Annotated in this window: 15 protein-coding genes; 3 read left to right on the top strand and 12 right to left on the bottom strand. The window is 44.2% G+C overall.

Annotation, left to right across the window (positions count from 1 at the left end):
* Window positions 1-229 precede the first annotated feature (229 nt).
* The 5 genes from M3636_RS18685 to M3636_RS18665 all read right to left on the bottom strand — a co-directional run bounded on the left by M3636_RS18685 (window position 230) and on the right by M3636_RS18665 (window position 3710).
* Complete coding sequence (locus M3636_RS18685) at window positions 230-955, bottom strand: nuclease-related domain-containing protein (protein ID WP_251383578.1); 726 nt, start codon at window positions 953-955, stop codon at window positions 230-232.
* A gap of 293 nt (window positions 956-1248) precedes the next feature.
* Window positions 1249-2139 carry an NAD(P)-dependent oxidoreductase gene (locus M3636_RS18680; protein ID WP_251383577.1) on the bottom strand — a complete coding sequence of 297 codons (891 nt, stop codon included), beginning with the start codon at window positions 2137-2139 and terminating at the stop codon, window positions 1249-1251.
* A gap of 235 nt (window positions 2140-2374) precedes the next feature.
* Window positions 2375-2956, bottom strand: coding sequence for a hypothetical protein (locus M3636_RS18675; protein WP_251383576.1), 582 nt, complete (start codon window positions 2954-2956; stop codon window positions 2375-2377).
* A gap of 15 nt (window positions 2957-2971) precedes the next feature.
* Window positions 2972-3316, bottom strand: coding sequence for a hypothetical protein (locus M3636_RS18670; RefSeq protein ID WP_251383575.1), 345 nt, complete (start codon window positions 3314-3316; stop codon window positions 2972-2974).
* A 31-nt stretch (window positions 3317-3347) separates the two neighbouring features.
* The gene (locus M3636_RS18665) at window positions 3348-3710 is read right to left on the bottom strand and encodes a hypothetical protein (RefSeq protein ID WP_251383574.1); all 363 of its coding nucleotides are present in this window, start codon (window positions 3708-3710) and stop codon (window positions 3348-3350) included.
* 140 nt (window positions 3711-3850) lie between these two features.
* On the opposite strand from M3636_RS18665, the gene M3636_RS18660 reads away from it, so the two are divergent.
* Complete coding sequence (locus tag M3636_RS18660) at window positions 3851-4387, top strand: hypothetical protein (RefSeq protein WP_251383573.1); 537 nt, start codon at window positions 3851-3853, stop codon at window positions 4385-4387.
* Window positions 4388-4485: 98 nt separating this feature from the next.
* Here M3636_RS18660 and M3636_RS18655 read toward each other — a convergent pair whose 3' ends face one another.
* The 4 genes from M3636_RS18655 to M3636_RS18640 form a co-directional block, all read right to left on the bottom strand.
* Window positions 4486-4767: a hypothetical protein gene (locus M3636_RS18655; protein ID WP_251383572.1), complete on the bottom strand. Its 282-nt coding sequence runs from the start codon at window positions 4765-4767 to the stop codon at window positions 4486-4488.
* Window positions 4768-4923: 156 nt separating this feature from the next.
* Window positions 4924-5130 carry a hypothetical protein gene (locus tag M3636_RS18650; RefSeq protein WP_251383571.1) on the bottom strand — a complete coding sequence of 69 codons (207 nt, stop codon included), beginning with the start codon at window positions 5128-5130 and terminating at the stop codon, window positions 4924-4926.
* 258 nt (window positions 5131-5388) lie between these two features.
* A complete protein-coding gene (locus M3636_RS18645) occupies window positions 5389-6432 on the bottom strand; it encodes an ABC transporter substrate-binding protein (RefSeq protein ID WP_251383570.1) in 1044 nt (347 codons plus the stop codon).
* Window positions 6433-6493: 61 nt separating this feature from the next.
* Window positions 6494-8152, bottom strand: coding sequence for an AraC family transcriptional regulator (locus M3636_RS18640; protein ID WP_251383569.1), 1659 nt, complete (start codon window positions 8150-8152; stop codon window positions 6494-6496).
* Between the two features lie 539 nt (window positions 8153-8691).
* Between M3636_RS18640 and M3636_RS18635 the strand changes: the two genes are divergently transcribed.
* A complete protein-coding gene (locus M3636_RS18635) occupies window positions 8692-8955 on the top strand; it encodes a hypothetical protein (RefSeq protein ID WP_251383568.1) in 264 nt (87 codons plus the stop codon).
* 94 nt (window positions 8956-9049) lie between these two features.
* On the opposite strand, the gene M3636_RS18630 is transcribed toward M3636_RS18635, so the two are convergent.
* Both M3636_RS18630 and M3636_RS18625 read right to left on the bottom strand, forming a co-directional pair.
* Window positions 9050-10345, bottom strand: coding sequence for a galactokinase (locus M3636_RS18630; protein WP_251383567.1), 1296 nt, complete (start codon window positions 10343-10345; stop codon window positions 9050-9052).
* A gap of 93 nt (window positions 10346-10438) precedes the next feature.
* Complete coding sequence (locus M3636_RS18625) at window positions 10439-11245, bottom strand: hypothetical protein (RefSeq protein WP_251383566.1); 807 nt, start codon at window positions 11243-11245, stop codon at window positions 10439-10441.
* Between the two features lie 183 nt (window positions 11246-11428).
* On the opposite strand from M3636_RS18625, the gene M3636_RS18620 reads away from it, so the two are divergent.
* Complete coding sequence (locus M3636_RS18620) at window positions 11429-11905, top strand: hypothetical protein (RefSeq protein ID WP_251383565.1); 477 nt, start codon at window positions 11429-11431, stop codon at window positions 11903-11905.
* 182 nt (window positions 11906-12087) lie between these two features.
* On the opposite strand, the gene M3636_RS18615 is transcribed toward M3636_RS18620, so the two are convergent.
* On the bottom strand, window positions 12088-12570 hold the full coding sequence (locus M3636_RS18615) for a copper amine oxidase N-terminal domain-containing protein (RefSeq protein WP_251383564.1): 483 nt from the start codon (window positions 12568-12570) through the stop codon (window positions 12088-12090).
* Window positions 12571-12679: the final 109 nt, after the last annotated feature.

The raw sequence follows: 12679 nt of genomic DNA, 5'->3' as shown, positions 1-12679 counted from the left end.
CATAACATGCATAGTTCACAATTACATATGGTTTGTATTTTAGCATAAGTTAAATCTTGGGTGTATACGTCGATATACCTGTGCCATGTGGGTCTTCAACTCACCTACCAATATCGCGCCGAAAATAAAGAAACACCGTCATCTATTAGAAGATAACGGTGTTCATGAAAACCGATTGAATTAAGGTCAATCACTTGTTACTTGTACAACTTATACAGCTGGCTTGAATCTACTTGATGCCTTTTGCCTTCTCCATATGCTCTGCTCGAATCTGCGGATCTGTCGAATTCGCGGAGGATAACATCTCGAAGATGGCTTGAATGTCCTGTTCCTTATATACCGTCTCCGGGACCTCTGACTCAAGTCTCTCTGTCTTACGAAGGATCGTCTCTACGAGTTCATGATCATAGATGATCAGTTCATCCGATTGAACATAACGCACAGCAGGATCCACGCTAATTCGGCAGCGATTGGTGAATGTTACCATGGAGATAAGGCGAACCCTTTTGTAATCTCCAAGATGTGCCTGAATCGCCTCCACATGTCCACGATGCTGCATTAACGGATTGTACATCTTAATTCGGCTGCTGCTAACCGTCCAATTGGCCTCTCTTCTTCCCCCACGAATCTCTCCTGTGGTTAAATTACGAGTCTCAATGACGAAGATCCCTCTTGGCCCGATGACCACATGATCAATCTGCGAGTAACCTGAGCGGGATTTGGGATTAGTTACAAGTAAATCATGCAAACATTTGTACGCTGAGGGGAGACGGTACAGCTGCTCTGCCGTGCTTGGTTCCACTGGTTGCTCAGTCCAGTCCCCTTCCGTTTTGCGACGACTACGAGCCGTCCGTGTCCGACTTGGGATTGATGCAGACATCGGAGGGGCTGAAGCAGTAATCGAATTGGCTAGCTCTGGCTGTGACTTGAACAGAGACATAATTTTTTTAAACATGGGCAAGCTCCGTTCTATTTAGTGTAGGTTTACGGTTCTTTGCGGGAAGCGGAACAATATCCATTGGAGGATGATGAACTTGATTATGTAAACTTCTATTACTTATGTCGGATAAAAGGCAGGAGAATTAAAGGGATATACGCCAAAAATTCAAGTTTCACTTCCATTATACATGGATATTTAACCAATACTGTGACTTTAGACGCATAAATATAAGGGGGAATGAAAAAAGGCCGTGTGCCTTTCTCCAATCGGAAGAAAAAAAGAACACACGACCTTTGTCATCATCGTTATTATGCTTGAAGATAATATGTGTAGAGTACTTGCGTACCTTTCTCATCGAATCCATTCTGGGCAATCTCTTGATACAGCGACTCTGCCAGTGCTAACCCTGGTGTCTTCATGCCCATGGCTTTCGCCGATTCTAAGGCAATTCCCATGTCTTTGATAAAATGTTTCACATAGAATCCTGGCTCGAAATCGCCAGCGATCATCCGCGGTCCGAGATTACTAAGCGACCAACTGCCGGCTGCACCGGTGGCAATGCTTTTCAACACACTCTCCGCGTCCAATCCCGAAGTCTTCGCGTAGGCGAGTGCTTCGCATACACCCATCATGCCGGAAGCAATCGCAATCTGGTTGCACATTTTGGTATGCTGACCAGCTCCGGCTTTGCCTTGCAGTACGATATTTGTACCCATCTGCTCAAACAGAGGACGCACAGCTTCGAATGCCTCCGCAGATCCACCAACCATAATGGAGAGCTTGCCATCACGAGCGCCAATGTCACCGCCTGATACAGGTGCATCCAGAGCATGCAGCCCTTTCGCTTCAGCCGCTTCATAGATCCGTGCAGCCAGCAATGGGCTAGATGTAGTCATATCGATCAAGTAGGAGCCCGGTTTGGCATTGGCTACTAGTCCGTCCTGACCGAGATAGATTTCTTCCACGTCTTTCGGATATCCAACCATGGTGATAACTACATCACAGGCAGCCGCGAGTTTGGCAGGTGAATCATGCCATACCGCACCTTCCTTTACCAAAGCTTCTGCTTTGGCAGCTGTCCGAGTATAAACATGTAATGGATAACCTGCTTGCTGGATATGCCCTGCCATGCTTTTGCCCATTACGCCTGTTCCGATAAAGCCAACATGTACTTCTCCTGGTACCTTAGATATTGCCATCGTAGGTTTCCTCCCTTAACGATCTCTATTTCTTCTAGTGCTGTCTAGTGCTATCTCAAGGATAGTGATACGTTTCATGTTAATCCTTTCCGACGGGTTCGTCCATCTCGATTGCAGCTTTCTATGAAAAATACTAAAAAATAAACATTTATATAGATGTAGCTATAAAGGTGAAACAGACATGCTGATGATTCAGCTCTGTGCGGTAGCTCAATTGAATCTACTTAGATACGCTCTAGATCTCAGAATCTGCATACGTATAGATTATAGCTCCAGCTTCGTTTAAACCAACCATGTTTAATTTCACATCTGTTAAAGGTTTTGTAAGGATAACGTACCAGAGCCTGTCCTCATTCGCTAAAGGGGCAATGTTCGCTTCAATTAGAGTTGAGGCAGAGGCTATATCATAGCTCACTTTTAACTGTGTAATGTCCGGATCATGAATTTTTCCATACAGGATGGTGTTATAGTCCGTATCCGACCACTTTAATGCAGAGATTCGGGTATTTACCCTTTCGCTAGGGTCGTCATAGAGAGAACCTCCAGTTAACCTTAACTCAGAGGACCATCGTTTCTGCTGTGCAAAGGCAAGGGAAAGTCCTTCTGTAGCATAGTCTTCATAAAAAACGAGTTGAGTTCTGGAATCAATATCTGCCACGACCTTCACTTGCTCAGGCTGAATATTATATTTCGTAAGCATCGCATCCAAATCTCTGGAAAATCCATATGTATTCAGTAGTAGCAATAGTATTGCAACAACTACTGCAACGAACACTCCTAAACCTATTCGTATTCCACGCTTTCTCATATGAGTCATGTGCGTCTCCCCTTGTTAACCCAAAAAGTGTAGATACTTTCCAAATCTGTCGACTGTAAAGAATGCAATAATCCACAACAAAGGCAATTGCATCATCCAATAAGGAAAGATATAACGTTCAGATCGATATGAAGCCCATCCTCCGATGATAGCCCCGATCACACTTATTGGATATGAGACTACAATTTTACCCATCCAATCCGATGCAACTTGAAATTCTACTGGCGTTGGTGCCCCGAGAGACATACCAATAGCAAATGCAACGAAAGGCCATGCTAGCAACGTCATGCCGTATAAGAAGGTAAATACAACAATATATGTATGACTCGTTTCTTTGTTATTCAAGATCTGTTTCTTCAATTGTACTCCTCCCCAGATGTAGACTCCCTGATCATTTGGAATAATACAGCATCACCCGCATTCGTGTTGTGAGAATAAGCATCTGAGGTAGAAACACAACGCACATATAAATAACAAGAATGATCCATACATGTGCGGCAAAATTGGCAGCAGTGGCAGATGGATCTGGACGCGCGACCCAAAACCACCAGCTTGGAATAGCAACGAGCCAGGTTAGCCCTGTAGAGATAAGCATTTCCTTCACACCTGCCCATGCCATACAAAAGAGAATAAGTATAAGTATGGTCATAAACCATGAATTCATTGGCGATCCCCAAGTCATAGCGCTAAACCAAAAAATCGGATACAGGACTGTAATCGCCCATTTCCAGATCGGATTCGTATATATGTTCATGATGTCTCCTTGGTTCTCTGTAATAAAAGTATGTGTTCAAAAAACTTTTTTTGAACATCCTCTAAAAGTAAAATAAAAAGGCATTATTTTCATTCTTCTGGCTCATACTACCTTCAGGAAAATGTTGAAGGAGTGACAATATGCGTTTAAAAAGCATCGTTGCCGTTGGAGCAGTTCTCGCCTGCTCATCTCTGTTATGGGGATGCGGGAACGGAAATAATAATCATACCGCCGAGACTAATAACACCGTTCAATCACAAGGCTTCGGTGATCCCAAACGGCTGGAAGCATCTCACCTAGAAGCCTTGGAGCGGATGGAAAAAGACCATATTCATCGCATGGTTTCCCTGAGTGCAAGTACCGATGGGGATAAAGTGATGACTACACTTGAGCGCTCCAGTCAGAAACTGGAGGAGATGAGACCCCTTGCTGAGATGCTTCAATATGGCGGACATCCGGCACTTTTACAACGAATCCAAGAGATGTCGATTGACATCCAAGGCTCCAAATCCGTGGTAGCTCAGATGAAAGACCATCCTAGTGATGGGAAGATCAAGCTTCAATCTGCTTCCAAATCAGATGCCCTGCATCACATCGGCAGCTTCCGTGAATATCACCAATATATGCAAAACTATATCCAGTCTCAAGATAAAGACCATAGCCAAGAATCACATTAACCTATTTCCATAGAGGATAGCGAGCCACTCGATATCAGAGCAATCGTTAGCTCGGAAAGCTTCTTTCCCTGCTATCGGTTGCTCTTTTAATAACGACATCATTCTACCCATAGCGATAACCATATAAAAATGCAAAACAATACAATAGGAGCAAGTGCTCCAGTCGTAATCATAATTCCCAGTTGCGCAGGTCTCAGATTGGAGAACGGATGATTGTCCATGTTCAGAATTTTCTTCCGCCACCTGGCGTTTAGGAGCTGTTTGATCATACGATTCAACATCTTTCTCCGTTGCTCCTGTCCCTCAACTTCCTCCACCAGAGCCCTTAGCTCGTTGTACATTCGTTCCTCTTCCTGATCCCATGAAGTGCTTGTACTCATTCTGCGTTTTCTCCCCTCGTATTGAAAATAAACACAAAATTAGCCAACCTTATATAACACGACGATGCCATCTATTCACATCTACTCATAGACCCTACTTCATCAACACTTCCAAAGTGGAGGAAGTTTGCTTTTTTTCTACATACTTACCTGCACTTAAGTAGATAGCATCTCAAGGAAATGGCTCCCTGCCCACAGTAAATAACCTGCTTGCGCCACAACAACCAGCAACGACTCCCTTATTGTTAACGCTCTTTCTCTTCTGACCTTACGAAGATGCATCAAGTAAAACGCGTTACCCACTAACATCAAAAGGATTCCGATCATATTCATGTTTTGCAAAATCGGTGTCGTAATAGACAAGAAACTCACTCTCCTTATCACGATTGTAAAATGGATGCGACATGCTGAATGCGGTGTATATGCTTCTATCTTAAGCTGCAATTGCCTAAATCCTTTGAAAGGAAAGTTTATCTTTTTTACTAAGACCGCACAACCTAAATTTGGAAAATATACTCATTTCTCTTGCGATAATCGAATGGTTCAGCTCCGGTGAAAACTTATACATTCTATTATCAAAAAAAGCCCGGACACATTGTCCAGGCTGCTCTTCGTTAGCGTTTATTTGGATTGCTCTCGTTCCACAATCATCTTCGCAATCTCTTGAATCTGTAGTTTTAATGAGATCGGATCATTACCCCAGAACAAGTCTGGATCGAGTTGGAACACTCGATTATTTTTAACCGCATCTAACGTCTTCCATACACCTTCGTTACTGCCCCACACCTCTGGAAGCATCTCCCCTTGATCCAGGAAAATGAAATCGCCAGCATACTCGCCAACGACCTCGTATGAGATCTGTCTGTTCGTTTCTTTGCCGATAATCTCATTACGCTGCTTCTCTGGTGGATTCAGCTTAAGATGTGTGTAGATCGCTTCGCCACCCCGGTAGCCACCATTACCGTAGACATAGAAATTTTTATCAGCAACAAATACACCCATCAAAGCAAATGTATCTTCTGGCGTGATGTAAGGGCTAATCTGTTCACGTGCATCTGCAGCGACCTGATCCAGTCCTGTAAGCCATTCTTCAGCTTCCACTTCTTTGTCAAAAACACTTCCGAAATAGCGCATATTCTCATGGATATCCGGAAAATGGTTATACGGTATAACAAGCGTTGGCGCTATCTTCTCATACTGCTCAATGATCTGAGCATCTGCCGCCGGATTCACCCAAGTAATAATGAGGTCTGGTTCCAGCTTCAAAATGCTCTCCAGCGAACGTTCACCAATATCGGCAATCCCCTCAATCTGATCTTGAATGACTTTGTTCTCCAATTCCCATCTCGTTGCACCTACTGGCTTGATCCCAAGTGCCAGCATGTTGGGCAGATAGCCATCTACGACAATACGCTGCGGATGAACAGGTAACTCCAACTTTCCATTCGGCGTATCGATGATATGTGTTTCCTTGCCAGCTTCTTCGGAGCTGTTGGCTTCTCCATCTGTCTGTTCTCCACTTGCTGCCACCGTGCTTGTATCCGCCTCAGTTCCCTGCTCCGTCGCTGCAGTATTCGTTGTAGAACCGCAAGCAGCGAGCATCAAGACTAGCATCATGAGTATAACGATTTTGAAAATATGTAAACCTCTTCTCTGTGTCTGCATAACACCCTCCAATTAATAATGATTATCATTCTCTATAACAATCATTATTATAACGATCAGGTTAACGGATCGTCGATGTGTTATGGTCGGGTTTCATGCCTGTACAATCGTTGGATTCACTCGTAGAAAGTAACGCATGTCGTATCTTTTCCAGTTGTTTATCCAGTGACAGCCCATCATCCATCCAGAATTCATTAAGCACCAGAGGATATACACGACATCCCAACTCTGTGATCAATCGCTGCCACACCTGTCTGGAAGTTAACTTCTCGGGCCCATTCTCATGAGGGGAAGTAGGTATAATGACCAACATATGATCCGCCGCATATTCTATCATTTCTTCTTCCTGAATAAATAAAGGTCTGTCCGTGTCCAATACCTCCTTCTGAATCCGATCAGGGGCAGCACATTGCAAAGCCTGATATAGATTGTAGGCGGAACGCACCTTCGTATGCGGGATCAACCATCGCTGATCATAATTCAGTTCATAGATGCCCACTGTTTGTTGCGGCAAAATAACACTTTTCAATAAACGACGTGTCTCGTTCACGTTGGATTGGTACTGAGAGAGCCACTCCCGAGATGCTTGTTCTCTGGCGAACAATGCTCCAACCTTCTCCACCTCTTCGATCTTATCCAGCTTTCCCCATTCGAGCGTAACTACCGGAGCAATTTCTTCTAACGCTGTCAGCACATCTGGAAAATGATAAAAATACGTTGGCGCTAAAATAAGCTCAGGACGCACTTCTCTCATTCGTTCAATCAACTTGGCGTTGTCGGTAACGACCGTTTGTTGCAGTTCATCATGAAGCAGGTCGGATGAATCATATATTTCATTTGTGGTCAGAATGGGTGTGATGCCGATCGCAAGTAATGCCCCTACAAACTGCAAAGCTGCAATCTGTTTCGTCTGCTGCAAACTACGAAAGGCTCCTGGCGTGATATGCACATGTTTTTTGAAGGTTTTGCTCAGGTATGAACTATCCGAAAAGCCTGTCCTAAGTGCAATCGTCTGGAGTGAATCAGATGTGGTGAGTAAGAGACGTTTGGCCTCGTCCAGACGAAGACGATTGAGGTAATCCCCGAAGCTCCACCCTGTTTCCTTACGAAACAAAGACGAGAAGTAGCTTGGATTAAATCCCGACATCTGTGCAAGCTGTAACCGGGTCAGATTGGTGTCCAGATTGTGCTGCATATAAGTACATACTTGTTTGATAGATCGTTCCCGCACATAATTCCCCTCTGCATCATCCCAATGAATAAACACCTGTTGAAGTAATTCATTTAACATTAGATTCACTTGAGGATTACGCTTAGGGTTGGCCGCATGCATAACACGCTCTACCAGCTCTTGGAGACTGCCCTGTAGATGCCGAGCAAACTTCATCACCCTGCCATTCTCCGGCAATTGCTCATCACTGAGCTGATATTGAACATTGTCTCCCGTCTGCTCCACAAGCTGATAACGCTGAAACGAAATGATATATACGGAATGCATCGCTTCCAGCTCAATGGGCTCAAACTCAAGTTCGTCAGACATGGACTGAAGAAAAATGCATTTCCCACTCCCCAGCGTGTATTCACGCTCATCCGTGCGAAGACGAATTCCCGATAAGGGAATCACCAACGTAGGATTGGACACATGCAGACGAATCGGAAATACCGTTCCATCATCAGCTACTTTACGAACCTCCTGACATTCATATAACGTAGACAACATTCTATTTCACTTCTCCTTCCACGCTAATCTGCAATCCAAAGTTATATCTAAAAGACCCGCCACCTGCGCACAGGCAACGGGTAATTATGTATGTATCAAGTACGGTTGAAGAGATCCTTAACACGTACATCCACAGCAATCCCTGATGCAATATATCTCCTTGAGCATATCACATGCAGGTTCAATCGACTATCTGACGGATCTAATCAAGGACATCACAAACAGCGGTTCTGTCATGACCCTGGATTGGTCAAAGAACCGCTGCCTGCATGAATATCGTTGTGTGCATTATCCTGAAGGGCACCAACCATAGGCAAACTAATGGCCCGAATGCAGACACGCTTCACACTTATGAGCAACGTTTACTGAGTTAAAAAGTTAACGTATATTAATTATTAAGTATTGTACCGAAATTATTATTGGATAAAAAAATCAAGTGATTTCCAGCAAGGAGTAGTAGATATGCTTGATCATAAAAGACGGTCACCTCTAGCCGTGTTATTCACGTTTAGTTTAATCATCGTTTTATTATTGCTTGCATGTCCGGCGAGCAAAAAGAAATTGTTGAAAAAGCTGAGATCGCCAGCCTAACCTATTTCAAAGAAACCTATGGAATTGATGTGGAGTTCACAGGCCACCGATTCATTCCGTCTGACTTATCCCATACGGTATCACTGACGGGGCATGTTAAAGGGAACAAGTTTCAAGAAATATTTGCAATGGTCGACTATGATACGTATGAAGTCAAAACAGGCTCAGTACCAGATGATATCCAACCTCTTAACTCAATGTATGAGGACTAAATCCACTTTATTGGCCTACACAAAAAAAGCAGCGTACACACCAAACATCATGTTCAGGTGTATCGCTGCTTTTATATTAATGACAAATGCTCTCTTAAGCCTTGTTCAATTCCGCATTCAGGCAGATGGAGCCATGCTGACGTACGTTAACCACGATTACTGGTGTATCCAGCATACCACGCATCCAGTTCATGTATTCTTCTGCTTTCTCGTTTGGTACAATCGCCAGAATTACGCCAGCGAATCCACCGCCGTGTACACGACATGCGCCATCGCCGAGCTTGCTGAGGTAATTTTCTGTTAACGCGAGAGCCACCGAAATTTCCTGTGCACGGGAAGCTCCGCTCTGATATACGTTCTGGAGCCATTTCCATGATGAGTTACCAGATGCCGTAATCAGGGATAGGAAATCAGCAAAACGTCCATCACGCAGTGCCTGCACCTGTCCATCTACACGCTGGTTCTCGGACAAGAAATGAAGTGCACGCAGTACCGCACGATCTCCAGCCGCTTCGCGGATCGCTGGCAGCTTCGCATAAATATCTTCTTCCGTAATTTCACGAACATACTCCTTACCAAGCGCCTGTGCGACTGCTTTCATCTCGTTCGGCACCGAAGCATAGTCTTCAGTCAGATCCGCATGGTTACCACCTGTATTCACGATGACCAAGGAATATCCGTTTTCTTGGAAGTTCCATTCCACAGGCTCAATCACAGGTTCAGCCGGATTGGCAAAATCGATGGAGATCAGTCCACCGTAGGCACAAGCCATCTGATCCAGAAGACCGGATGGTTTATTCCAGAAGTGATTTTCCGCATATTGTCCAATCTTCGCCAGCGTCACCACATCCAGCTTACCATCATTGTAGAAATGGTTCAGGATCGCACTGATCAGCATCTCAAAGGATGCAGAAGAGCTCACGCCAGAAGCTGCAAATACGTTACTGGAGATGTCTGCCTTGAATCCACCGATGTTGTGTCCCAATTCCACGAGTCCAGCAGCGATACCACGGATTAGTCCAGTTGTACCGTCATCCTCTGTATTTGGCTTCAAGTTAGCGAGATCGATAACATACTGTTTGTCGTATCCTTCGGAATAAAACGTAATCACATTATCGTCTGTTGGTACAGCCACCGCAATGGTGTCGAGCGTGATGCTACCCGCCAAAACTTTACCATGGTTATGATCTGTATGGTTACCACCGATCTCGCTACGTCCCGGGGAGCTGAACAATTGAACTTGCTCCTGCTCACCAAAGTGCTCACGGAATGAAGCATCCAGCTTCACATAACGAGCACCCTGCTCTTCGACATGCTGTGGCCCGTACATTTGCGCGAGCAATGCCTGTCCCTGTTTTGATTGAATGAGTTCTGTTACCTGTGTGGTCATCTCTATTCCTCCCATTTCATATGTAAGCGGTGTAGTAACCGCTATCTCTGATATAGCCTAAATGTCTTCATTGATTTAGCCTTCCCCATTATCTCAGCTTCCGAGACGAAAAGGTAGGGCAGAATTGAAATTTTGTAAGCGTTTTTTGAAAGCAGTATTTTCTAATTGGATCTCCACCCGCTTTACTTTACGATCTGTAGAGGAAAACCATTGCTGTAAAGCATCCCAATCACTCGCGCTAATCTCGGCTGTCTTCAAACTAAACCTACTCTCATCTAGCCATTGATACGATAATATCGGCCAAGTTGGGTTCAACATGTATTCATTCTCAAGAGAATCCGATGCATAAGGAATGACTTGCATAGAATTTAGATCTACTGCCACAATAATCTGTCTTTTTACACTACCACCCTCATCGTACGCATAACGCAGTAACAGCCGGTTTTGATCAGGAGATCGTTTATAATCTTGAAATGTACCATAAGGCATGATCATGCTTCGGCTCTGTATCCCATTTGTCTCCAGCAAAAGGGTAGAACATGCTTTAGTACCACAGCCATACTGCAACAGAGCGTGGGTCAAATCAGAGGAATCTGACTGGATCTTCACGAACTGAGTACGTTCAATCTCCAACGCCACATTCTCTGATTCGGTTAGGTAGTCCTTATATATAGGAATATCTTCGACCTGCAACATGAGGGTTTCCATCTCTTCATACAACTCGATACGGTCAGGAACAGAGGAAAATCTTTGCTTATTTCGTTGTGTATGTAGCTCGGATAGAGAAGTTTCATTCAACCTCCCACGCTCATTCGCTGGAGAATTATTATCCTCGACAAAAGTGAGTAGTATAGTCATACCAATGGATAAAAGAACTAAATGCAGTATACGTTTACTCATAAGGTTAGCTCACCACCTTCTATTTTTGACGAGCTCATATAAGACAACTTCATCTCTGAATATACAATTTATGGTTTCGATTCAGTTCGAGATGAATTATACTACAAGGATATCCATTTTTGGTTACAATCCACTCTCTAATCTTAAGAACGTTTACGTCATATTAGGAGGTCGTTCAACGAAATGATGAAAACAAGCAAAACCACTCCAAAGGCAGTTTCCTTCTTATCTCTGGTTTATCTCATTCTAATGGCGTTCGTCTACGGTGCATATATCTGGATTGAACAGTACCGCCTAGATCAGGCTCAATACTGGCTCGCCTCTAGGCAACTATCGCAGGAAGATGTGATACCCATTCAACTTGTAGGTACTTGGTCAACGACGACCGAATTGGTGTTCTACGCGTTATTTGGTTGTGCATTCATTTTTAGTGTATACCTCTCTCGGCGATTGGGTTCGACGCTAAAGTCTTTCCTTATTTGGAATACCGTACTAATCGCCACCATTGGAGTTGCCGGTTATATCGTATCTCAATTCTCCGCCTTGGCAATTGGTAATTTGTTGCAGCCCCTTTTATTACCAGCGAGTGTACTCGCCGCACTATTCTTGTATCAATTATGGGGCAACTTGCGATCAAGCCGTAATCGTACAACACGATAGACTGACACGAGATACGTATACAGATACAAATATAGATAAAAGTTCATCTCTATGAGAAGCTCATGCAACGATTAAGATCGTTTATACAACGATAAAAGACCTTTAAGGCTCGCTTCCCTGTGAGGGATCGCAGATCATTAAAGGTCTTACTATTCATGGCATATGTAGTGAAGACGTCAATTCTACTGAATTGACGACATCTGAGCCGAGATCGAAACGTTGCCCTCGTTCACCACAACTTCATTGAAGAAAGTTTCGAAGAACGAAGCTGGCACATACATCGTGCCTTTCTTAGTCTGTGCAGGAACCGATAGCTCCATATTCTGACTCAAGTTGATGATTTTCAGCTTGCCTGTAAACTTCACTTGGGTACTGCCGTTCTTCACCAGAGCTGACTGTATGCTGTCTTCGACAGATACGGCCTTTTCAGCAGCCACCCAGCTGACTTTGTAGCCCAGTGCTTCCGCCGTAGCACGTAATGGCACCAAGACGGTTCCTTTTTGCTCGTAAGGCATCAGCTCAGATTTACTTACTTGCATCGGTTTTCCATTCACGGTTAACGTATACGCCGGAGCCGCTGCGCTCACTTTGCCTGCCGAAGCATATAAAGCCCCCGCCACCGTGACTACGCACAGCGCAGTGATGAACATAACCACCTTTTTCATTGGAGCGTCTTCCTTTCGTATAGAGATTGGATATATTCTTCTTTTCAGACGTCGTCAGTGCTGTTAATGTTCCTCAACTATTTAAATTTTACCACAACTTGGTTTCTAT

This window comes from Paenibacillus sp. MER 99-2, from assembly GCF_023714095.1.
Taxonomy (GTDB): Bacteria; Bacillota; Bacilli; order Paenibacillales; family Paenibacillaceae; genus Paenibacillus.
The sequence above is the reverse complement of the archived record's forward strand: the minus strand, read 5'-3'. Positions and strand labels throughout refer to the sequence as shown.

What these genes read in the sequence shown, in the direction of transcription:
- M3636_RS18645 (WP_251383570.1), bottom strand. Translation starts at nt 6,432, where the DNA reads ATGCAGACACAGAGAAGAGGTTTACATATTTTCAAAATCGTTATACTC.
- M3636_RS18685 (WP_251383578.1), bottom strand. Translation starts at nt 955, where the DNA reads ATGTTTAAAAAAATTATGTCTCTGTTCAAGTCACAGCCAGAGCTAGCC.
- M3636_RS18630 (WP_251383567.1), bottom strand. Translation starts at nt 10,345, where the DNA reads ATGACCACACAGGTAACAGAACTCATTCAATCAAAACAGGGACAGGCA.
- M3636_RS18680 (WP_251383577.1), bottom strand. Translation starts at nt 2,139, where the DNA reads ATGGCAATATCTAAGGTACCAGGAGAAGTACATGTTGGCTTTATCGGA.
- M3636_RS18640 (WP_251383569.1), bottom strand. Translation starts at nt 8,152, where the DNA reads ATGTTGTCTACGTTATATGAATGTCAGGAGGTTCGTAAAGTAGCTGAT.
- M3636_RS18675 (WP_251383576.1), bottom strand. Translation starts at nt 2,956, where the DNA reads ATGACTCATATGAGAAAGCGTGGAATACGAATAGGTTTAGGAGTGTTC.
- M3636_RS18635 (WP_251383568.1), top strand. Translation starts at nt 8,692, where the DNA reads ATGTCCGGCGAGCAAAAAGAAATTGTTGAAAAAGCTGAGATCGCCAGC.
- M3636_RS18665 (WP_251383574.1), bottom strand. Translation starts at nt 3,710, where the DNA reads ATGAACATATATACGAATCCGATCTGGAAATGGGCGATTACAGTCCTG.
- M3636_RS18655 (WP_251383572.1), bottom strand. Translation starts at nt 4,767, where the DNA reads ATGAGTACAAGCACTTCATGGGATCAGGAAGAGGAACGAATGTACAAC.
- M3636_RS18625 (WP_251383566.1), bottom strand. Translation starts at nt 11,245, where the DNA reads ATGAGTAAACGTATACTGCATTTAGTTCTTTTATCCATTGGTATGACT.
- M3636_RS18615 (WP_251383564.1), bottom strand. Translation starts at nt 12,570, where the DNA reads ATGAAAAAGGTGGTTATGTTCATCACTGCGCTGTGCGTAGTCACGGTG.
- M3636_RS18620 (WP_251383565.1), top strand. Translation starts at nt 11,429, where the DNA reads ATGATGAAAACAAGCAAAACCACTCCAAAGGCAGTTTCCTTCTTATCT.
- M3636_RS18660 (WP_251383573.1), top strand. Translation starts at nt 3,851, where the DNA reads ATGCGTTTAAAAAGCATCGTTGCCGTTGGAGCAGTTCTCGCCTGCTCA.